The organism is Streptomyces sp. RKAG290 (genome assembly GCF_023701695.1).
In the GTDB taxonomy this organism is placed as follows: Bacteria; Actinomycetota; Actinomycetes; order Streptomycetales; family Streptomycetaceae; genus Streptomyces.
This window is the reverse complement of record NZ_JAJOZC010000001.1, coordinates 1,643,217-1,663,819: the sequence shown is the minus strand read 5'-3', so window position 1 is coordinate 1,663,819 and position 20,603 is coordinate 1,643,217. Positions and strand designations below refer to the sequence as shown.

Sequence of the window (20,603 nt, the reverse complement as noted above, 5' to 3'; positions counted from 1 at the left end):
TCGATTCGCCCCTACAGCGCTCCGGCGTCCCGGGCCGTCCACACCGACGGGTACAGGGGGCGGTAGCCCAGCTCGTCGCGGGCACGCCGGCTCGACACGATTCCCGAAGGAGTAGCGGACGCGGTCGCGCTCACCGGTCCCCGGCCGGAGCGGCCGACCCGGCCTGTGAGCCCTGTCACCGCCCTGACCAGGCACGATCGCACGCCGTACGGGTGCCCGGCCGGCAGCTGAGCGTGGGCGGGGGCGCACCACGCGCAAACCTCCGTCTCAGATAGTAGGAAGTCCGAGTAATTGTGGAGACAGACCGGCCCGGCTGCCCTAGCTTTGTAGAAGCCGAACGTCTCGCTGAACCAGCGACTGGCGGTCGTGAGTGCGCGCCCTGATGCAGGCAACCCCTGCGGCGCCCGCTCCCCGCCCCTTCCGGCGCCTCGAAATCCCTGATCTCGAAATCATTTTCACGATTGTTCGATCTCGAAATCCTCGCGATCTCAAGGAGTCGATCCACCATGGCCGAGACCACTGTCCGCCGCGTCCGTCACAGCCACCGCCCGACCGAGTCGGAGCGCCAGAACGCCGCCGCCGCCCTGCAGCGAGCCCTCGACCGCAGGGACAACGGCGGCTCCACCGGTCACTGAACCGGGCCGTGCCGCAGCCGTGACTTCGAGGTCAGCCCCGGCTGATCTCGAAGTGGTCGATGCGCTCGCCGGACTCGGCGAGCGCGGTGACCTTCATCCGGGCGTGCCGCCCGGCCTCCACCTCCACCGCGAGGAACGAGAAGCCGGTGTAGCGCACCCGTGACCACTCGACGGTCTCGGCTGCTTTTCCACCGCCCTTGACCACGTGATAGGTGTTCACGCTCTCCCGGTCCGCGACGTGCCCCTCGTAGCTGTCGGGCGCCGGGAAGTCGTACAGCGCCTTGCCCGCGCCGCCCGCCGTGACGTAGACGATCCCGTCCCTGGTGGGGTCGGTGCGCTCGCCGATCGGCACCGCGCGCCGGACCGCGTTCTTCAGGATCGCGTCGGTGCGCTCGTAGACGTGGTTGTGGCCGTTGATGACCAGGTCCACCTCGTGCTTCTCGAAGAGCGGCACCCAGGCGTCGCGGACCCCGCCGTCCGAGGCGTGCGCGTTGGTCGTGGAGAAGGCGCAGTGGTGGAAGAAGACCACCAGGAAGTCGATGTCGTGGCGGGCCCGCAGCTCGCCCAGCCGCCGGTCCAGCCAGCGCGTCTGCTTGCCGCCGCTGATGCCGAAGTTGGCGGGGATCTCGTACGAGACGTCATTGGCGTCGAGCGCGATCACGCCCACGTTGCCGTGCACGAAGGAGTACGCGCCCGGCTGGTTCACCGGGTCCGGGCCGTTGTCCGGCAGTGTCCAGCGGGCGTTCTGGCCGCCGTAGCCGTCCGGCGAGTACCAGGCCTCCATGTCGTGGTTGCCGGTGGTCACCATCCACGGCACGGTCTTCGAGACGGTCTCCGTCTGCGCCAGGAACTGGTCCCAGGTGCGGGCGTCGTAGGTGTCGCTGCTCTGGCCGGAGCCCGACGGGTCGGCGTAGCAGATGTCGCCCGCGTGCAGGTGGAAGGCGGGGTTCTGGCCCAGGATCAGCTGGTCGTTGCCGAGCGCGTGGTAGCTGACGCCCTGGTCGCCGAAGGCGGTGAAGGTGAAGGTGCCGGCGCGCGCGGGGGCGGTCGTGAAGGTGCCGAGTGTGCCCAGGTTGCGGGTGTCGGCCGGGTCGAAGCCGTCGTGGCCGACGCCGTAGTAGTACGTCGTGCCGGGCTTCAGCCGCTCCAGGCCCGCGTGCACGTAGAACTGCTCGGCCGCCGCGATCTTGCCGTCGTTCAGCAGCGGGGTGGTGAGGTGGCGCACCTCGGCGTCGATCTTCCGGCTCAGCGCCCACGGCTTGAGGCCGATCCGGATGTACGGCCGGCGGACGGCGAAGGGGACCTGCCAGGAGACCGTCATCTGCGTCTTCGGGTCGGCGCCGTAGGCCAGGTGCCGGCCGAACGGGGCGACCAGCGCACCGTCCACCCGGGTGGTGCTGTGAGAGGTCACCACCGTCGGCGCGGCGTATGCGGGGGAGGCGGTCAGCGAGGTGCCGAGCCCGGCACCGGCGACGGCGGCGGTCGCCACGCCCGTACGCAGCACACCGCGGCGGGTCAGTCGGGTGCGCAGGTAGTCGTGCTGTTCGGCCATGCTCATGCGGTCGGCGATTTTCTCGGGGATGCCGAAGCGGGGGATGTCCATGGGCGACAACCTCCACCCGTTCCCTGACGGCATCCCGTCGAATGGGTGAACGGTACACGTACAGCTGCCCATGTGTCCGTATGGTGGACGCCGGATGTCATGGGGTGGGACGCCCCAGTAGGGTGCCGGACATGTCTCGCAGCATCGATCTCGCAGTGATCCCCGGTGACGGTATCGGCCGGGAGGTCGTGGCCCAGGGCCTCAAGGTCCTCAACGCTGTTCTCCCGCAGGATGTGAAGCTGGAGACCAAGGAGTACGACCTCGGCGCCCAGCGATGGCACCGCACCGGTGAGACCCTCCCGGACGCGGAGCTGGAAGCCCTCAAGGGCCACGACGCCATCCTGCTCGGCGCGATCGGTGACCCCTCCGTGCCGTCCGGTGTCCTGGAGCGCGGGCTGCTGCTGAAGCTGCGCTTCGCCTTCGACCACTTCATCAACCTGCGGCCGTCGAAGCTGTTCCCGAACACCGAGACCCCGCTGGCCGGCCGTCCGGACATCGACTTCGTCGTCGTCCGCGAGGGCACCGAGGGCCCGTACACCGGCAACGGCGGTTCGCTGCGCACCGGTACCGAGCACGAGGTCGCCACCGAGGTCAGCCTCAACACCGCCTTCGGTGTCGAGCGCGTGGTCCGGGACGCCTTCGAGCGGGCCGCCGCCCGTCCGCGCAAGAAGCTGACGCTGGTCCACAAGAACAACGTCCTCGTGTACGCGGGCCACCTGTGGAAGAACACCTTCGACAAGGTGGCGGCCGAGTACCCCCAGGTCACCACCGACTACCTGCACGTCGACGCGGCGACGATCTTCTTCGTCACCCAGCCGGAGCGCTTCGACGTCATCGTCACCGACAACCTCTTCGGTGACATCCTGACCGACCTCGCCGCGGCCGTATCCGGCGGCATCGGCCTGGCCGCCTCCGGCAACATCAACCCGACGGGCGCCTTCCCGTCGATGTTCGAGCCGGTCCACGGCTCGGCCCCCGACATCGCGGGCCAGGGCAAGGCCGACCCGACCGCCACGATCCTCTCCGTGGCCCTCCTGCTGCGCCACCTCGGCCACGAGGCCGAGGCCCTGCGCATCGAGGACGCCGTCTCCGCGGACCTCGCGGAGCGCGACGGCACGGCTCGCAGCACCGACGAGATCGGCGACGCGCTCGCGGTACGCGTAGCGGGCTGATCCGACGACTCCACCAAGAAGCCGCCGGGTCGCACACGCACCCGGCGGCTTCTGCTGTGCGGCCCCGGGTGTGACCATCGAACCCTGGACCGCATTCACGCCATTTCGTGCACGGCCCCCCGCGAGAGATAATCGAACGGGCCGCGGCTTGCAGCGAAGCTCGGACGTCCTAGCACCTGTCCGACAGGAGTGGGCGTGGGCGCGGTCCTACACACACAGAACCGGTGAAGGACAGGACTCATGACGACGCCCACGATCGAGCTCAAGCCCACCTCGAACCCGCTGTCCGACGCGGAGCGCGAGGCGATCCTGGTCAAGCCCGGATTCGGCCGCCACTTCACCGATCACATGGTGACGATCAAGTGGACCGAAGGCCGCGGCTGGCACGACGCCCAGCTCGTCCCGTACGCGCCGCTGTCGATCGACCCCGCCAACATGACGCTGCATTACGGCCAGGAGATCTTCGAGGGGCTCAAGGCCTACCGCCAGCCCGACGGCTCGGTCGCCACCTTCCGCCCCGAGGCCAACGCCGAGCGCTTCCGGCGGTCCGCGCACCGGCTCGCCATGCCGGAGCTGCCCGTCGAGACGTTCGTCGAGGCCTGCGACGCGCTAGTCCAGCAGGACGCGGCCTGGGTGCCGGAGCACGGCGGCGAGGAGTCGCTCTACCTGCGCCCGTTCATGATCGCGACCGAGGTCGGTCTCGGCGTGCGGCCGGCCAACGAGTACCTCTTCCTGGTGATCGCCTCGCCGGCCGGCGCGTACTTCACGGGCGGTGTGAAGCCGGTCTCCATCTGGCTCTCCGAGGACCGGGTGCGCGCGGTCCCCGGTGGCATGGGTGACGCCAAGACCGGCGGCAACTACGCCGCGTCCCTCCTCGCCCAGGCCGAGGCCGCCGCGAAGGGCTGCGACCAGGTCGCCTACCTCGACGCCGTCGAGCACAAGTGGGTCGAGGAGCTGGGCGGCATGAACCTGTACTTCGTGTACGGGAACAGGATCGTCACCCCGAAGCTGACCGGGTCGCTGCTCGCCGGCATCACCCGTGACTCGCTGCTCAGGCTGGCCCAGGACCTCGGTCACGAGTCCGAGGAGAGCCGGGTCTCCATCGACCAGTGGCGCGACGACACCGCGGCCGGCGACCTCACCGAGGTCTTCGCCTGCGGCACCGCCGCCGTGATCACCCCCGTCGGCACCGTGAAGAGCGCGAGCGGCGAGTGGGTCCAGGGCGACGGCACGCCGGGCCCGGTCACCCTCAAGCTGCGCGAGCGCCTGCTGGACATCCAGCGCGGCACCGCCGAGGACGTCCACGGCTGGATGCACCCGATCGGCTGAGGGCCTTACCCCGGATCAGGCCGTGCCCGGCCGGATCGGACCGGGGGTGTGGTGCGCTTCTCTCCCGGTGGACGGCGGGGCCGTCCACCGGGAGAGGTGTTTTCAGCCCTGGCCCGCCCCGGAGGGCGGCACGGCGGTCACGAGGTCGGCGGCGGCAGCCCGCTCGGTCGCGGGCCGGCTGCCGCGCCTGGTCAGGACGGCGTACGTCACCCCGCCCACCAGGCCCGACAGCACGAAGCTGCAGTCCACCCCGCCGGTCAGCGTGAGCAGCGGCCCCTCGTAGAGCGGGGTGGAGACGCCGCACAGTCCCACCGCGGCCCCCAGCGCCCAGCCGAAGGTGGCGTGCGGCTGCCAGCCGGCCCGGAACCAGTAGACGCCGCCCCGGGTGCCGCGGTTGTAGACCTGCAGGGCCTCCGCGTCGTACGTACCCCGGCAGCGCAGGTGGGAGATCATCGTGATCACCGCCCACGGGGTGCCGATCGCGGTGAGCAGCAGTACGAACGACGTCATCGCCGACTGCGCGTTCCAGACGAAGTGGCCGAGGAACACGAACGCGGTGGCCACGGCGGCGACGACCAGTGTCGCCCGCGCCCGGGTGGCGCGGGGCAGGATCGCGTCCAGGTCGAGACCCATCGAGTAGAGCATCAGACCGGCGTTGCCCACGGAGCCCGCGGTGGCCGCGAGGAGCAGCGGCACCAGGTACCAGACGGGCGAGGCGGCGACCAGCGGGCCCGCGTAGTCGAGCGAGGCGCGGGCCGCCAGCGCGGTGTACGTGCCGAAGAGCTGCGGGACCAGCAGGCCGACGACCAGGCCGGCACAGGTGGCGCGCAGCACGCGGCGCGGCTGGTGCCGGGCCGGTGAGATGTACCGGGTGTAGTCGCCGAGCAGCGTGATGAAGGCGATCGGGCCGCTCAGCCCGGCGGCGACGGCGGACAGCGCCCAGGTGGGCCAGAAGGAGCCGAGCAGGTACGGGGTGTCCGGCGGGGCGGCGGTGGTGAGGTCCGGGGCGTAGGCGATCAGGCCGATCAGCAGCAGTACGGTCATGCCGACCGCGAGGATCTTGCTCAGGCGCAGCAGCAGCCGGTACCCGTACACCGCGCCGACGACGGTGCAGCCCGCCAGCAGCGCGTAGACCAGGGTGTGCGAGAGGCCGCCGGTCGGCAGTCCGGCGATGCGGGCCAGGGTGCCGACCATCACGTCCCCGCCGATCCACAGCGTGAGAGCCGTGTAGCCCAGCGCGAGCAGCAGTCCGACGACGGAACCGACCAGCCGGCCGCGTACGCCGAAGGCCGCGCCGCTGGAGGTCGACAGGTTCGTCGCCGTGCGCAGCGACACCAGGGCGAGCGGAGCGGTGACCGCGACACCGACGACGGTGCCGACGACGACCGAGGTCACCGCGGGCCACAGGCCCAGGCCGAAGGAGACCGGGAGCCAGCCGAAGACGATCACGCCCAGGCAGAGATTCGATCCGAGCAGGATCGAGACGAGGTCGCGTGGGGTGCTGGTGCGCTCCGCCTCCGGGATGGTGTCGACTCCGTGCTGTTCGATCGGCATGAGGCCGCCCCTGACATTCGACTGTTTGAGTGCTGCTCAATGTGACGCAATCCAACCTGACCCGTCAATGGTCTAGCTATTCCTGATCCTGGGAAGTCATGGTTAGAGTGTTGTTCAAACAGGAGGTGTGGTGACGTGCGACTGACCCCGACCGAGCGGGACCGGCTGCTGCTCTTCGGAGCCGCCGAACTGGCGCGGGCGCGCCGGGCGCGTGGCCTGCGGCTCAACGTCCCCGAGGCGACCGCACTCGTCGCGGACACCGTCTGCGAGGCGGCCCGCGACGGGCGACGGCTCGCCGAGGCGATCGCCGCGGCACGCAGCGTGCTGGGACCCGACGACGTGCTGCCCGGCGTGGCGGACGTGGTCACCGAGGTCCATGTGGAAGCCGTCTTCGACGACGGATCGCGGCTGGCCGTGGTCTCCGATCCCATCGGCGCCGGCACCGGGATCCGGCTGGGCGACAGCGCCCCCGGCGCGGTGCTGCCGGCCCCGCCGCACGCCGAACCGGAGCCTGCGCTGCGGCTGACCGTGCGCAACACCGCGACCGTCCCGGTCAGCGTCACCTCGCACTTCCACTTCTTCGAGGCCAATCCGCGGCTCGACTTCGACCGGGCGGCGGCATACGGCATGCGGCTGTGCGTCCCGGCCGGGTCCTCGGTCAGGTTCGACCCGGGCGGCGAGGCCGAGGTCGGTCTGCTCCCGATCGGCGGCGCCCGCATCGCGATCGGCTTCGCCGGTCTGGTCGACGGCCCGCTGGACGCGCCGGGGGCGAAGGAGGAGGCCCTGCGACGCGCGGTGGCCTGCGGTTATCTGGGAGCGGAGGGCGAAGCCTGATGGATCCGTACGCATACGCGTCGACACACGGACCGCGCGCCGGGGACCGGGTCGTGCTCGGTGACTCCGGCCTGGTGGTGCGCGTCGAGTCGGACGCGCAGCAGCAGGGCGACGAGTTCCTGGCCGGCTTCGGCAAGACGGCTCGCGACGGCCTGCACCTCAAGGCCGCGGCCGTCCGCGACACCTGCGACGTCGTCATCAGCAACGTGCTGGTCATCGACGCGGCCCAGGGCATCCGGAAGGTCTCCATCGGCATCCGCGAAGGCCGGATCTGCTCGATCGGACGGGCCGGCAACCCGGACACGCTCGACGGCGTGGACGTCGTCGTCGGCACGGGCACCAGCATCGTCTCCGGCGAGGGCATGATCGCCACGGCCGGCGCCGTCGACACCCACGTCCATCTGCTCTCGCCGCGCATCATGGAGGCGTCGCTCGCCTCCGGCGTCACCACGGTCATCGGCCAGGAGTTCGGCCCGGTCTGGGGCGTCGGCGTCAACTCGCCGTGGGCGCTGCGCCACGCCTTCAGCGCCTTCGACGCCTGGCCGGTCAACATCGGCTTCCTGGCCCGTGGTTCGTCCTCCGACGACGCGCCGCTGGTGGAGGCGCTCGCCGAGGGCGGCGCGTCCGGCTTCAAGGTGCACGAGGACATGGGCGCGCACACCCGCGCCCTGGACACCGCCCTGCGGGTCGCGGAGGAGTACGACGTGCAGGTCGCCCTGCACAGCGACGGCCTGAACGAGTGCCTGTCCGTCGAGGACACCCTGCGCGTCCTGGACGGCCGGACGATCCACGCCTTCCACATCGAGGGCTGCGGCGGCGGGCACGTACCGAACGTGCTGAAGATGGCGGGCGTGCCGAACGTCATCGGCTCGTCCACCAACCCGACGCTGCCGTTCGGCCGGGACGCGGTCGCCGAGCACTACGGGATGATCGTCTCCGTCCACGACCTCAAGACCGACCTGCCCGGGGACGCCGCCATGGCGCGCGACCGGATCAGGGCCGGGACGATGGGCGCCGAGGACGTGCTGCACGACCTCGGCGCGATCGGCATCACCTCGTCGGACGCGCAGGGGATGGGGCGGGCGGGCGAGACCGTACGCCGCACCTTCGCCATGGCGGGCAAGATGAAGGCCGAGCTGGGCCCGATGGAGGGCGACGGCCCGCACGACGACAACGCCCGGGTGCTGCGTTACGTGGCGAAGCTGACGATCAATCCGGCCATCGCGCACGGCCTCGCGGACGAGGTCGGCTCGATCGAGGTGGGCAAGCTCGCCGACATCGTGCTCTGGAAGCCGCAGTTCTTCGGCGCGAAGCCGCAGCTGGTCCTGAAGTCGGGCTTCCCCGCCTGGGGAGTGACGGGCGACCCCAACGCGGCGACCGACACCTGCGAACCGCTGGTCCTGGGACCGCTGTTCGGCGGGCACGGCGCGACCCCGGCCGACATCTCGGTGGCCTTCGTGGCGAAGGCCGCGGCCGACCTCGGCTCCGACCTGATGCCGACGCGACGGCGCAGGGTCGCCGTCCGGGGTACCCGCTCCATCGGCCCGGCGGACCTCCGGTTCAACTCCAGGATCGGGAACGTGGGGGTGAACGGCGACAGCGGACTGGTGACGCTGGACGGGGCCCCGGTGCGGTCCGAACCCGCCGACTCGATCTCACTCAACCGCCTCTACTTCCTGTGACCGCACGGCGCTTCACGACCCGGCGCTCACGCCGCGGCACTTCACGACACAGCACTTCCCCAGACACAGCCTTCAGGAGTCCGACGACATGACCTTCCGTATGCCGGCCGAGTGGGCCCCGCACGAGCGCACCTGGATGGCCTGGCCCGGCCCCAACGCCACGTTCACCGGTGACGACCTCGCCGAGTCCCGCGAGGCGTGGGCCGCCGTGGCCCGGGCCGTACGCCGCTTCGAGCCGGTGACCATGGTCGTCCCGACCGGCCAGTCGCGGGACGCCCGCGCCTGCCTGGGCCCGGACATCGAGCTGGTCGAGCGCGATCTGGACGACGCCTGGATGCGCGACATCGGGCCGACCTTCGTCACCGACGGCAGCCGGCTGGCCGCGGTGGACTGGGTCTTCAACGGCTGGGGCGCGCAGGACTGGGCCACCTGGGAGCACGACGCGAAGATCGCCCGGCATGTCGCGGACCTCGCCGGGGTCCCGGTGCACAGCTCGCCCCTGGTCAACGAGGGCGGCGGCATCCACGTCGACGGCGAGGGCACCGTGCTGCTCACCGAGACCGTGCAGCTCGGCCCCGAGCGCAACCCCGGCTGGACCAAGGAGCTCGTCGAGGCCGAGATCCACGCCAAGCTCGGCACCACCAAGGCGATCTGGCTGAAGCGCGGTCTGACCGGCGACTACCCGCCGCACGGCTTCGGCACCCTCGGCCACGTCGACATCGTCGCCGCGTTCGCCGGACCCGGCGTCGTCGTGGTGCACACCCAGCCCGACCCGTCCCACCCCGACCACGAGGTCTGCAAGGAGAACGTGGAGCTGCTCCGCGCCGGCACCGACGCGCAGGGCCGCACCCTCCAGGTCGTCGAGGTCCCGGCCCCGGCCGCGGTGCAGGACGAGGAGGGCCACTGGGTCGACTACTCCTACATCAACCACTACGTCTGCAACGGCGGTGTCGTGCTGTGCGGCTTCAACGACCCGCGGGACGAGATCGCGGCGGGCATCTTCCGCCGGCTGTACCCCGGGCGCACCGTCACCCTCGTCGACGCCCGCACGATCTTCGCGGGCGGCGGCGGCATCCACTGCATCACCCAGCAGCAGCCCGCGGTACGTGGCTGACCGGCCGGTCCGGTAGAACATACGGGTGAACCAGATGCTCAGCGCACCGGCCGCGGCATGACCCCGCCCCCCGCCCGGCGGCGCAACACCGCCCCGCCCCGCGAGACCCTGCTCGGCGCCGCCATGGCCACCATCGCCGAGCACGGGCTCGACGCGCTGACCATGGCCGGGCTCGGGCGGGAGGTCGGGATGAGCAGCGGGCACCTGCTGTACTACTTCCGGACCAAGGACGAGCTCCTGCTGCAGACCCTGGAGTGGAGCGAGGGCCGGCTCGGTGCCGAGCGCAGCGCCCTGCTCTCCCGGCAGGCGCCCGCCGCCGAGCGGCTCGACGCGTATGTGCGGCTGTACGTGCCCGAAGGGCCGCGCGACCCCCACTGGACGCTCTGGCTGGAGGTCTGGAACCGCTCGCAGAACGCCGACGCCGACGCGCGCGGGCGGCAGGCCACCATCGAGGGGGCCTGGCACCGGGACCTGGTGGCGCTGCTGGCCGAGGGCATCTCGCGCGGCGAGTTCCGTGCCGTCGACCCGGACCGCTTCGCCGCCCGGCTGCGTGCCCTCCTGGACGGCTTCAGCGTCCACGTCGCCGTCGGCATACCGGGTACCGGCCGCGAACAGGTCCTGTCCCACGTGCGGGAGTTCCTGCGGGACTCGCTGCTCCGGTGAACGAAACGCACGTAAGTACGCGCGATCGTTGCGCCCTGCACCCTTGTTAGTTTTCCGGCGGTTGGGGCACGGTGACCAACCATGGGACGAGAGCAGTGGAAGAAAATCTGGGTCGGTTCGGCCGGCAACATGGTCGAGTGGTTCGACTGGTTCGTGTACGCGACCTTCGCGGTCTACTTCGCGGACTCGTTCTTCCCCGAGGGCAACGAGACCGCCAATCTCATGAACACGATGGGCATCTTCGCCGTCGGGTTCTTCATGCGGCCGGTCGGCGGCTGGCTGCTCGGCCGGATCGGTGACCGCAAGGGCCGCAAGGCCGCGCTCACCCTCACCGTCACCCTCATGTCGGCCTCCGCGATCCTCATCGCGATCGCGCCGACCTACGACGTCGCCGGGTACGGGGGCGTCGCCGTACTGATGCTGGCCCGGCTGCTCCAGGGGCTCTCCGTCGGCGGGGAGTACGCGGCCAGCGCCACCTACCTCACCGAGGCCTCGGTGCCCGAGAAGCGCGGCTTCGCCTCCAGCTTCCAGTACGTGTCCATGACCGCGGGTCAGCTCGTCGGCCTCGGCCTCCAGATCGTCCTGCAGCGCAACATGTCCGACGCGGCGCTGCACAGCTGGGGCTGGCGCATTCCGTTCGTCGTCGGCGCGCTCGGCGCCGCCATCGTCTTCTACCTGCGCCGCTCCATGCTGGAGACCGAGGTGTACGCCGACTCCGGCGCCGCCGAGCAGCAGGACCGCGGCACGCTGAAGGTGCTGTGGCAGCACCGGCGCGAGGCGTTCCTGGTGATGGCGCTGACCATGGGCGGGACCGTCGCCTACTACACGTACACGACCTACCTCACCAAGTTCCTCTCCAAGAGCGCCGGCATGGAGAAGTCCACCGCCTCGCTCGTCAGCTTCTGCGCCCTGTTCGTCTTCATGTGCATCCAGCCGCTGGCCGGCATGCTGTCCGACCGGATCGGCCGCCGCCCCCTGCTGATCACCTTCGCCGTCGGGTCGACCTTCCTGACCGTGCCGATCATGACGATGCTCAAGCACGCCGACACCTTCTGGCCCGCCCTCGGCCTCGCGCTCCTCGCCCTGGTCGTGGTCACCGGCTACACCTCCATCAACGCCTGCGTGAAGGCCGAGCTCTTCCCGACCGGCATCCGCGCCCTGGGCGTCGGTCTCTCGTACGCCGTCGCCAACGCGCTGTTCGGCGGCACCGCCGAGTACGTGGCGCTCTGGTTCAAGGACGCCGGCGCCGAGTCCGGCTTCTACTGGTACGTGGCGGGCTGCGCCGCGGTCTCGCTGATCGTCTACCTGACGATGCGCGAGACCCGTGACATCGACCTGAACCGGGTCGCCGTCGCCGGACCGCCCAGGGAACAGCCGCAGCAGGCCGGAGCGACCGGCGTGACGCCCGCATCCTGAGACGGGGCAGGGCACGGAGGCGGTCCTGTGCCAGACTGCTTCCGTGTCCTCGTTCGTCATGATTATCGGCAACAGGCGCGCCGGTCCGCAGTGACCGTTCCGTACCACCACGTACGGCACGGCCATCGTGCCCCAGACCCGCGCGCAGACCTCTCGCACCCGCGAGGGGTTTTTTGTTTTCCGGCCCTCACCTCGGCCGGGGCGAGGCGCGCGGGATGATGGGGGCAAGTGGAGCCAGATCGTCCGGATCCACTCATCCGACAGGAGTCAGACCAGCATGACCACCAAGGCCAAGCCCACCGACGACAGTTTCCATGTCTTCGACACCACCCTGCGCGACGGTGCGCAGCGTGAAGGCATCAACCTGACGGTCGCCGACAAGCTCACCATCGCCCGGCACCTGGACAACTTCGGCGTCGGCTTCATCGAGGGCGGCTGGCCGGGCGCCAACCCCCGCGACACCGAGTTCTTCGCGCGTGCGCAGCAGGAGATCGAGTTCGCGAACGCCGAGCTGGTCGCCTTCGGCGCGACCCGCCGCGCGGGTGGCAAGGCGTCCGAGGACCCCCAGGTCAAGGCGTTGCTGGAGTCGGGTGCCCCGGTGATCACCCTGGTCGCCAAGTCCCACGACCGTCATGTGGAACTCGCCCTGCGCACCACGCTGGAGGAGAACCTGGAGATGGTCCGCGACACCGTCTCCTTCCTCCGCGAGCAGGGCCGCCGGGTCTTCGTCGACTGCGAGCACTTCTTCGACGGCTACCGCGCCAACGCCGCGTACGCCAAGGCCGTCGTCCGGGCCGCCTCCGAGGCCGGCGCGGACGTCGTCATCCTCTGCGACACCAACGGCGGGATGCTCCCGGCCCAGGTCCAGGCCGTCGTCTCCACCGTCCTCGCCGACACCGGCGCCCGGCTGGGCATCCACGCCCAGGACGACACCGGCTGCGCCGTCGCCAACACGCTGGCCGCGGTGGACGCGGGCGCCACCCACGTCCAGTGCACCGCCAACGGATACGGCGAGCGGGTCGGCAACGCCAACCTCTTCCCCGTCGTCGCCGCGCTGGAGCTCAAGTACGGCAAGACCGTGCTGCCCGAGGGCGCGCTCGCCGACATGACGCGCATCTCGCACGCCATCGCCGAGGTCGTCAACCTCACCCCGTCCACCCACCAGCCCTACGTCGGCGTCTCGGCGTTCGCGCACAAGGCCGGGCTGCACGCCTCCGCGATCAAGGTCGACCCGGACCTCTACCAGCACATCGACCCCGCGCTGGTCGGCAACACCATGCGGATGCTCGTCTCGGACATGGCGGGCCGCGCCTCCATCGAGCTCAAGAGCCAGGAGCTCGGCGTCGACCTCGGGGGAGACCGCGAGCTCGTCGGACGCGTCGTCGAACGGGTCAAGGAGCGCGAGCTCAAGGGCTACACCTACGAGGCGGCCGACGCCTCCTTCGAACTGCTGCTGCGGGCCGAGGTCGAGGGCCGGGTACGCCGGTACTTCCGCACCGAGTCCTGGCGGGTCATCGTCGAGGACCGCCCCGACGGCACGCACGCCAACGAGGCGACCGTGAAGCTCTGGGCCAAGGGCGAGCGCATCGTCGCCACCGCCGAGGGCAACGGCCCGGTCAACGCCCTGGACCGGGCGCTGCGGGTCGCCCTGGAGCGGATCTACCCCCAGCTCGCCAAGCTGGAGCTGGTGGACTACAAGGTGCGCATCCTGGAGGGCCGCACCGGTACCGATTCCACCACCCGGGTCCTGATCACCACCGGTGACGGCGACGCCGACTGGTCGACCGTGGGCGTCGCCGAGAACATCATCGCGGCTTCCTGGCAGGCACTGGAGGACGCGTACACCTTCGGACTGCTGCGGGCGGGAATCCAGCCGACGGAGTGACCCGGCCGGGTGCTCCCGGCCGCCGGGACGAACTCGCTGTCCCGGCGGCCGGGAACCGTTGCAGATGTACAGCCGATGCCTCGCCGAGCGGGGGCCGTCCTACCAGGTGAAGGTGGCCGACGTGCGGGCGGGCAGAGAGTAGCTGAACTTCCGGCTGCCCCAGTTGACGGTGACCTGCTGAGCCGAGCCGCCGCCGTTGTACGCGATGAGCGCCTTCGAGCCGTCCGGGTTGCGCCAGGCGACGTTGGGCACGGTGGAGCTGGCGGTCGAGGCGATCCGGGAGGCGCCGGGGCGGACGAACTTGGTCAAGTGGCCCATCGTGTAGTACTCGACGTTGTAGTCGACCCGGCCGCTGCTGCCGTCCCCGTCGTGCACGGTGATCAGCCCGTCGCAGGTGCCGCAGCCGCCGTTGTGCGGACCGCGGTTCTGGTCCACCGCGAGGGACCACTTGGTCACCGACTTCGCCCAGTTGCGGGTGTAGTCGATGATGTTCAGCATGTCCTCGCGCTGCTGGTCGGCGATCCAGGTGCCGCCCGAATGCTCGGTCTGGAAGGCGTCCACCGACGGGTACTTGTCGTGCACCGCCGTCTGTTTCGCGAGGTCACCGCCGTATCCGTGCCAGGCGATCCCGCCGAAGTTGGGGTGGTTGCGCACCTCCGGGTCGTCCACGGTGGCCGCGGCGTACTCGTCGTAGGTGTCCCAGTTCCAGTCGTGCGCCAGCACCTTGGTGGCCAGGCCGGCGGACTGCAGCTTGGGCAGCAGCTCGCTCTTGGTGAAGTAGGCGAGCCCGGAGCCGTTCCAGCTCATCGAGGGGTAGCCGGAGCAGCAGGTCGGCTCGTTCTGCGCGGTGACGTAGTCGACCGGGACGCCCTGGTCCCGGTAGGCCTGGAGGTACTTCACGAAGTAGTCGGCGTACGTGCCGTAGTCCTCGGCCTTCAGCCAGCCGCCGTTCAGCTGCCCGCTGTCCTTCATCCACGCCGGGGCGGTCCACGGGGACGCCACCGTCGTCAGCGCCGGGTTGAGCTCCTTGGCCTGCTTGGTGAGCGGGAGCACGTCCTGCAGATCGTGTGCGATCGAGAACTGCGCGAGCGTCGGGTCGGTCTGCCCGGCCGGCACGTCGTCGTAGGTGTAGCCGGTCCGGGCCAGGTCGGAACCGCCCATCGGATTGCGTACGAAAGAGAGCCCGATGCCGTCCGTGGGGGAGAACAGCTTCTTCATGGTGGCGTCACGCGTCGCCTGGCTCAGCGCGCCGCTGCTCTTCATCAGATACGCGGCCGTGTCGGTGAACGAGGCACCGCCGCCGGTGAAGGTCTGGTAGCGGGTGTTCTCGTCGACCGTGATGTTCGTGCCCCCGCCGCCGTTGCCGTCCCCGAAGGCGATGGGGGTCTGGGCCTCCAGGCCCCGGGTGACATGACGGCCGCCGGAGTCATCGGTGGTGGTCAGGGCGATGTCGACCGTTTCGCCCGCGGCCTGGGCGGCGGGTGACGAGAGGCCGGTGAGGCCCGCGGTCGTGAGCGCTGCCGCGAGCAGCACCCGTACGGCTCTTCCTGTTCGGATCATGGCTGAGGCCTTCCTCGGCGGGAGTGTGGGGAACTTGCCGTCGAATGGGGCGTGAGTGAACTGCTATTACGTGCTCACGTCAAGAGGGAGCGCGTTCAGGAGTTGAACGCACAACCCTTCTCGGCTGCTCGCCGGATGGGTCCGGACCAATCTCGGTGTGAAGTATTGACGCCTCTGTTCCAGCGGGGTTAACTCACGCCACCAACGCCGGTACCGGTTCCGGAACCGGTTGCGGTACCGGTTCCACGACCGGCTGCTCTCTCTGTCCTGTTGTGTCCTGGAGGCCCCCCGATGCGAGTCACCATCGCTGATGTCGCCCGCGAGGCCGGCGTCAGCAAGACGACCGTGTCCCGGGTCCTCAACACCAAGGGTGAAGTGGACGGTTCCACCGCCGCCCGTGTTCGTGAAGTGATCGCACAGCTCGGTTATGTGCCCAGCTCGGGCGCCGTCGGCCTGGCCCGTGGCAGCAGCCGCACGGTCGGCATGCTGGTGCCCTCGCTGACCTGGCCGTGGATGGGCGAGGTGCTTCAGGGCGTCGTCGACACCGTCGAGGCCGCCGACTACGGGCTGCTGCTCTTCACGTGCAACCGCGGGGCCGAGTCCGTGGAGCGCTTCACCAGCCAGGTGTCGGCGCGTGCCTTCGACGGGCTGGTCGTGGTCGAACCCGAGAACACCCTCGACCACCTCACCGCACTGCACCGCGCCGGCCTGCCGATCGTGCTGATCGACGATCGCGGCCACCACCCCGAGTTCCCCTCCGTCGTGACCACCAACCACGAAGGAGGCGCGTCGGCCGCCCGCCATCTGCGGGCAGCCGGCCGCACCAGGCCGCTGGTCATCACCGGCCCCCAGGACTTCGGCTGCGTACGCGACAGGCTGGCGGGATTCGTCTCGGTCCTGCCCACCGACCTGGTCGTCCGCGGAGACTTCACCGAGGCCAGCGGCCGACTGGCCGTGGAAGAACTCCTCGCTTCCGGCGCGGAGTTCGACTCGGTCTTCGCGCACAACGACATCACCGCGGCAGGCGTGCTGCGGGCCCTGCGCGCCGCGGGACGAACCGTGCCCGGCGACATCGCGGTGGTCGGCTTCGACGACATCCCGATGGCCGAGCACACCGAACCGCCGCTCACCACCGTGCGCCAGCCCACCCGGCAGATGGGTGAGACGGCCGCACGGATGCTGCTCTCCCACCTCGGTGGCACGGCCGTGCCCGACGCACCCGTCGTGCTGCCCACCGAACTGGTCGTGCGCCACTCGGCGCCCTAGCGGGCCGGGCCGGTCCGTCCGGCCAACCGCTCCCGTACCCCCTGCAGCAGCCAGCTGCACGCACCAGTACCACCCGCACCGCCCGTACCCGGCGCGCCGAGCGCTGCCCGTTTCCGGATCTCCCAGACCCGCCAGTCCCTCCTGGAGTCGCCATGTCCGCACGCCGTCACCACACGCTCAGAGCGGTCGCGCTCGCCACCGCGGTGGTCGCGCTCGCCGCCGGATGCTCGTCAGCCAACTCGAACGCCAACAAGGGCGGCAACGCCGCGTCGGGCATCCTGACGCTGGGCAAGCCGGACGGGCCGCAGACGAACAACAGCAACCCGTTCCTCAACACCTCGGCGGGCGCCACCCTCGGCTACCGCTACATGATCTACGAGCCGCTGGCGATGACGAGCCAGATCCGGCCCGCGGACAAGGCCGACCCGTGGCTGGCGACCGCGTGGAAGTGGGACCTCAACTTCACCAAGGTCACCTTCACCCTCGACCCCAAGGCCAAGTGGGCCGACGGCAAGCCGCTGACCGCCGAGGACGTCGCGTTCACCTTCAACCTGCTGAAGAAGCACCCGGCGCTCAACGGCAACGGCATCGCGTACAGCGGGATCGAGGTCCAGGGCAAGCAGGTCGTGCTGACCTTCGACGACTCGCAGTACGTCAACCAGAACAAGATCATCCAGCAGTTCATCGTGCCCAAGCACATCTGGGAAGGCGTCAAGAACCCGGAGACCTGGCCGAACCGCACCCCCGTCGGCTCGGGCCCGTACAAGCTCAAGACGTTCACCCCGCAGACCACCACCCTGACCGCCACGCCCACCTACTGGAAGGGCGCGACGAAGGTCAAGGAGCTGCGCTACAGCACGTACAACGACAACAGCGCCGCGACCACCGCGCTGGCCAGCGGCAAGCTCGAGTGGTCGTTCGTCTTCATGCCGAACTACAAGCAGCTCTACATCGCCAAGGACCCCAAGAACCACAAGCTCTGGTTCCCGTCCGGGCTCGGCATCCACGGACTGTGGTTCAACACCGCCCGCAAGCCCTTCGACAACCCGGCGCTGCGCAAGGCCATGGCGATGGTCGTCGACCGCAACGCGATCTACACCCAGGCCGAGGCGACCCTCTACCCGGAGATCACCAACCCGACAGGCATCCCGCTGCCCGCCGGCAAGTCCTTCCTGGCCCCGAGTACAAGAGCGCCACCACGAAGCCCGATGTCGAGGGTGCCAAGCAGATCCTCGACAAGGCCGGCTTCACGCTCAGCGGCGGGGTGCTGAAGGACCCGAGCGGCAAGGCGGTGAAGCTGACCTTCACCGACCCGGCCGGCTGGAACGACTACATCACCGGCCTCGCGATCATCAAGGACAACATCAAGAAGCTCGGCATCGAGGCCAAGGTCAAGACGCAGACCGCCGAGGCGTGGGGCGCGGACGTGGCCAACGGCAACTTCGACGCCACCCTGCACTGGACCAACAGCGGCGCCACCCCGTACGACATGTACCAGAACATCATGGACGGCGCCCTGCTCCAGCCCATCGGCAAGGCCTCCCAGCTCGGCAACTTCGGCCGCTTCAAGAACGCCGAGGCGACCGAGGCGCTGAAGGACTTCGCCAACGCGACGACCGACAGCACCCGGATCACCGCGATGAACACCCTGCAGAAGATCATGGTCGAGCAGGCGCCGATGATCCCGACCGCCGCCGCGCCCATCGGGGCCGAGTACTCCACCAAGAACTGGGTGGGCTGGCCCACCGAGGCCGACCCGTACGCCGACCCGCAGCACACCCAGCCCTCGTCGCTGGAAGTCGTGCTGAAGCTCAAGCCGTCGAAGTAGGACCCAGGGATTCCAGGTACCGGCCATGTCTGAACAGCTCGAAAAGAACCACGTCGTGCTCGAAGCACGCGGAGTCACCAAGCACTTCGCCGTACGGCGCACCGGCCGCGATCTCCTCGCGGGCAAGCGCCGTACCGTCCACGCCGTCGATGACGTCTCGCTGAAACTGCGGCGCGGCACCGTCACGGCACTGGTGGGGGAGTCGGGCTCCGGAAAGTCCACCGTCGCCAGACTGCTCGCCCAGCTGTATCCGCTCACCGAGGGCGAGATCCACCTGGGCGGCCAGCCGGTGAAGGCCGGACGTGGCCGGTCCTTCCGCAGTTACGTACGCCGGGTCCAGCTCATCTTCCAGGACCCGTTCGCCTCGCTGAACCCGGTGCACACCGTGCGCTACCACCTCTCCCGGGCACTGAAGATCCACGGCCGGGCGGGGAACGGCGAGGCGGAACTGGAGAAGAACCTGACCGCTCTGCTGAACCGCGTCCAGCTGACTCCTCCTCATCAGTACCTGGACAAGTTCCCGCACGAGCTGTCGGGCGGTCAGCGCCAGCGCGTGGCCATCGCCCGCGCGCTCGGCGCCGACCCCCAGGTCCTCCTCGCCGACGAACCCGTCTCGATGCTGGACGTCTCGATCCGGCTCGGGGTGCTCAACCTGCTCAAGGACCTCAAGGACCGGCTGCACCTCGCGATCCTCTACATCACCCACGACATCGCCTCCGCCCGCTACTTCGCGGACTCCACACTGGTGATGTACGCGGGCCGGATCGTGGAGGGCGGGGACAGCGAGACCGTCACCCAGCGCCCCGCGCATCCCTACACCCAGCTGCTGATCGCCTCGGCGCCCGACCCGGACCGGGTGGTCGCCGAAGAGGAGCAGGAGGAGACCGGCAGCGGCGAGCCCCCGTCGCTCATCGCGCCGCCGGCCGGCTGCCGCTTCCACCCTCGCTGCCCCAAGGCGATGGAACGCTGCCGCACCGAACTGCCGCCCCGCTTCGACCTGGCCGACGGCCAGTGGGCGGCCTGCTGGCTGTACGCCGACGGCGCCGGCCACGCACAGGACCACGAGAAGGAGGCCGCGAAGTGAAGTACCTGCTCCAGAGGCTCGCCTTCTACCTGGTCACGGCCTGGGCCGCCATCACCATCAACTTCCTCATCCCGCGGCTGATGCCGGGCGACCCGGTACAGGCACTCATCGCCCGCTTCCAGGGACAGCTGGACACCAGCGCCATCGCGTCGCTCAAGGCCCTCTTCGGCCTGGACAAGCACCAGTCGCTGTGGCAGCAGTACACCGACTACTGGGGTCATCTGCTCGACGGCGACCTCGGCCTGTCCTTCACCTTCTTTCCGACGCCGGTGAGCGAGGTGATCGCCCAGTCGCTGCCGTGGACGCTCGCGCTCGTCGGCATCACCACGCTGATCAGCTTCGTGCTCGGCACCGGGATCGGGGTCTTCACCGGCTGGCGGCGCGGCTCCTGGATGGACAGCCTGCTGCCCGTCACCACCTTCATCTCGGCCATCCCGTACTTCTGGCTCGGACTGATCGCCATCTCGCTGTTCGCCGTGAAGTGGCCGCTCTTCCCGGCCGCCGGCGGTTACGACAACTCGCTCGTGCCGGCCTTCGACTGGCCGTTCATCTCCAGCGCGCTCTACCACGGGGCACTGCCCGGCCTCACCATCGTGCTCAGCGCGGTGGCCGGCTGGATCCTCGGCATGCGCAACATGATGGTGACGGTCTCCTCCGAGGACTACGTCATGGTCGCCCAGGCCAAGGGGCTCTCCGAGCGCCGGGTGATGTTCGGGTACGCCGCCCGCAACGCGATCCTGCCCAACATCTCCGGCTTCGCCCTCTCGCTCGGCTTCATCGTCGGCGGCACGCTGCTGGTGGAGATGGTCTTCTCCTACCCGGGCATCGGCTACCAGCTCTTCCAGGGCGTCGGCGCCAAGGACTACCCCCTGATGCAGGGCGTCTTCCTGATCATCACGCTCTCCGTCCTCGCGGCGAACCTCCTCGCCGACGTCCTCTACATGGTCCTCGACCCCCGTACCCGAAGGGAGGCCTAGG

14 protein-coding genes and 3 pseudogenes are annotated in these 20,603 nt (G+C 69.8%); 13 read left to right on the top strand and 4 right to left on the bottom strand.

Annotation, left to right across the window (positions count from 1 at the left end):
- Positions 1–11: 11 nt before the first annotated feature.
- Positions 12–104, bottom strand: a pseudogene (locus tag LNW71_RS36855) (NAD(P)-dependent oxidoreductase); the annotation flags it as partial.
- 402 nt (positions 105–506) lie between these two features.
- Between LNW71_RS36855 and LNW71_RS36080 the strand changes: the two are divergent.
- Complete coding sequence (locus LNW71_RS36080; protein WP_285802060.1) at positions 507–635, top strand: hypothetical protein; 129 nt, start codon at positions 507–509, stop codon at positions 633–635.
- A gap of 31 nt (positions 636–666) precedes the next feature.
- Here the strand turns inward: LNW71_RS36080 and LNW71_RS07085 are convergent, their stop codons facing one another.
- The gene (locus LNW71_RS07085; RefSeq protein ID WP_250967445.1) at positions 667–2,238 is read right to left on the bottom strand and encodes a metallophosphoesterase family protein; all 1,572 of its coding nucleotides are present in this window, start codon (positions 2,236–2,238) and stop codon (positions 667–669) included.
- Positions 2,239–2,369: 131 nt separating this feature from the next.
- Between LNW71_RS07085 and LNW71_RS07080 the strand changes: the two genes are divergently transcribed.
- Together LNW71_RS07080 and LNW71_RS07075 are read left to right on the top strand one after the other, a co-directional pair.
- Entirely contained in the window at positions 2,370–3,410 is a 1,041-nt protein-coding gene (locus tag LNW71_RS07080; protein WP_250967444.1) for a 3-isopropylmalate dehydrogenase, read from the top strand.
- A 240-nt stretch (positions 3,411–3,650) separates the two neighbouring features.
- Positions 3,651–4,739 carry a branched-chain amino acid aminotransferase gene (locus LNW71_RS07075; protein WP_250967443.1) on the top strand — a complete coding sequence of 363 codons (1,089 nt, stop codon included), beginning with the start codon at positions 3,651–3,653 and terminating at the stop codon, positions 4,737–4,739.
- Between the two features lie 102 nt (positions 4,740–4,841).
- On the opposite strand, the gene LNW71_RS07070 is transcribed toward LNW71_RS07075, so the two are convergent.
- Complete coding sequence (locus LNW71_RS07070; RefSeq protein ID WP_250967442.1) at positions 4,842–6,293, bottom strand: cytosine permease; 1,452 nt, start codon at positions 6,291–6,293, stop codon at positions 4,842–4,844.
- Between the two features lie 135 nt (positions 6,294–6,428).
- On the opposite strand from LNW71_RS07070, the gene ureA reads away from it, so the two are divergent.
- The 6 genes from ureA (at position 6,429) to cimA (ending at position 13,887) form a co-directional block, all read left to right on the top strand.
- The gene (ureA, locus tag LNW71_RS07065) at positions 6,429–7,127 is read left to right on the top strand and encodes an urease subunit gamma (RefSeq protein WP_250967441.1); all 699 of its coding nucleotides are present in this window, start codon (positions 6,429–6,431) and stop codon (positions 7,125–7,127) included.
- Complete coding sequence (locus tag LNW71_RS07060; protein WP_250967440.1) at positions 7,127–8,809, top strand: urease subunit alpha; 1,683 nt, start codon at positions 7,127–7,129, stop codon at positions 8,807–8,809. Before ureA ends, LNW71_RS07060 begins: the two co-directional genes overlap by 1 nt.
- 88 nt (positions 8,810–8,897) lie before the next feature.
- Positions 8,898–9,923, top strand: a complete 1,026-nt coding sequence (locus LNW71_RS07055; protein WP_250967439.1) for an agmatine deiminase family protein — start codon at positions 8,898–8,900, stop codon at positions 9,921–9,923.
- Between the two features lie 57 nt (positions 9,924–9,980).
- Entirely contained in the window at positions 9,981–10,586 is a 606-nt protein-coding gene (locus LNW71_RS07050; protein WP_250967438.1) for a TetR/AcrR family transcriptional regulator, read from the top strand.
- A gap of 81 nt (positions 10,587–10,667) precedes the next feature.
- Entirely contained in the window at positions 10,668–12,002 is a 1,335-nt protein-coding gene (locus LNW71_RS07045; RefSeq protein ID WP_250967437.1) for an MFS transporter, read from the top strand.
- 277 nt (positions 12,003–12,279) lie between these two features.
- Entirely contained in the window at positions 12,280–13,887 is a 1,608-nt protein-coding gene (cimA, locus tag LNW71_RS07040) for a citramalate synthase (RefSeq protein WP_250967436.1), read from the top strand.
- A 102-nt stretch (positions 13,888–13,989) separates the two neighbouring features.
- Here cimA and LNW71_RS07035 read toward each other — a convergent pair.
- Positions 13,990–15,447 (bottom strand): annotated as a pseudogene (locus tag LNW71_RS07035) (glycoside hydrolase family 30 beta sandwich domain-containing protein); the annotation flags it as partial.
- Between the two features lie 291 nt (positions 15,448–15,738).
- On the opposite strand from LNW71_RS07035, the gene LNW71_RS07030 reads away from it, so the two are divergent.
- From LNW71_RS07030 to LNW71_RS07015, 4 genes and pseudogenes are all read left to right on the top strand, one after another.
- On the top strand, positions 15,739–16,713 hold the full coding sequence (locus tag LNW71_RS07030) for a LacI family DNA-binding transcriptional regulator (RefSeq protein ID WP_250967435.1): 975 nt from the start codon (positions 15,739–15,741) through the stop codon (positions 16,711–16,713).
- 152 nt (positions 16,714–16,865) lie between these two features.
- Positions 16,866–18,541, top strand: a pseudogene (locus LNW71_RS07025) (ABC transporter substrate-binding protein).
- A gap of 25 nt (positions 18,542–18,566) precedes the next feature.
- Positions 18,567–19,625, top strand: coding sequence for an ABC transporter ATP-binding protein (locus tag LNW71_RS07020; protein ID WP_250967434.1), 1,059 nt, complete (start codon positions 18,567–18,569; stop codon positions 19,623–19,625).
- Positions 19,622–20,602: an ABC transporter permease gene (locus tag LNW71_RS07015; RefSeq protein ID WP_250967433.1), complete on the top strand. Its 981-nt coding sequence runs from the start codon at positions 19,622–19,624 to the stop codon at positions 20,600–20,602. Before LNW71_RS07020 ends, LNW71_RS07015 begins: the two co-directional genes overlap by 4 nt.
- Position 20,603 lies beyond the last annotated feature (1 nt).

Coding starts and splice junctions, on each gene's coding strand:
- LNW71_RS36080 (WP_285802060.1), top strand. CDS start 507: ATGGCCGAGACCACTGTCCGCCGCGTCCGTCACAGCCACCGCCCGACC.
- LNW71_RS07085 (WP_250967445.1), bottom strand. CDS start 2,238: ATGGACATCCCCCGCTTCGGCATCCCCGAGAAAATCGCCGACCGCATG.
- LNW71_RS07080 (WP_250967444.1), top strand. CDS start 2,370: ATGTCTCGCAGCATCGATCTCGCAGTGATCCCCGGTGACGGTATCGGC.
- LNW71_RS07075 (WP_250967443.1), top strand. CDS start 3,651: ATGACGACGCCCACGATCGAGCTCAAGCCCACCTCGAACCCGCTGTCC.
- LNW71_RS07070 (WP_250967442.1), bottom strand. CDS start 6,293: ATGCCGATCGAACAGCACGGAGTCGACACCATCCCGGAGGCGGAGCGC.
- LNW71_RS07060 (WP_250967440.1), top strand. CDS start 7,127: ATGGATCCGTACGCATACGCGTCGACACACGGACCGCGCGCCGGGGAC.
- LNW71_RS07055 (WP_250967439.1), top strand. CDS start 8,898: ATGACCTTCCGTATGCCGGCCGAGTGGGCCCCGCACGAGCGCACCTGG.
- LNW71_RS07050 (WP_250967438.1), top strand. CDS start 9,981: ATGACCCCGCCCCCCGCCCGGCGGCGCAACACCGCCCCGCCCCGCGAG.
- LNW71_RS07045 (WP_250967437.1), top strand. CDS start 10,668: ATGGGACGAGAGCAGTGGAAGAAAATCTGGGTCGGTTCGGCCGGCAAC.
- cimA (WP_250967436.1), top strand. CDS start 12,280: ATGACCACCAAGGCCAAGCCCACCGACGACAGTTTCCATGTCTTCGAC.
- LNW71_RS07030 (WP_250967435.1), top strand. CDS start 15,739: ATGCGAGTCACCATCGCTGATGTCGCCCGCGAGGCCGGCGTCAGCAAG.
- LNW71_RS07020 (WP_250967434.1), top strand. CDS start 18,567: ATGTCTGAACAGCTCGAAAAGAACCACGTCGTGCTCGAAGCACGCGGA.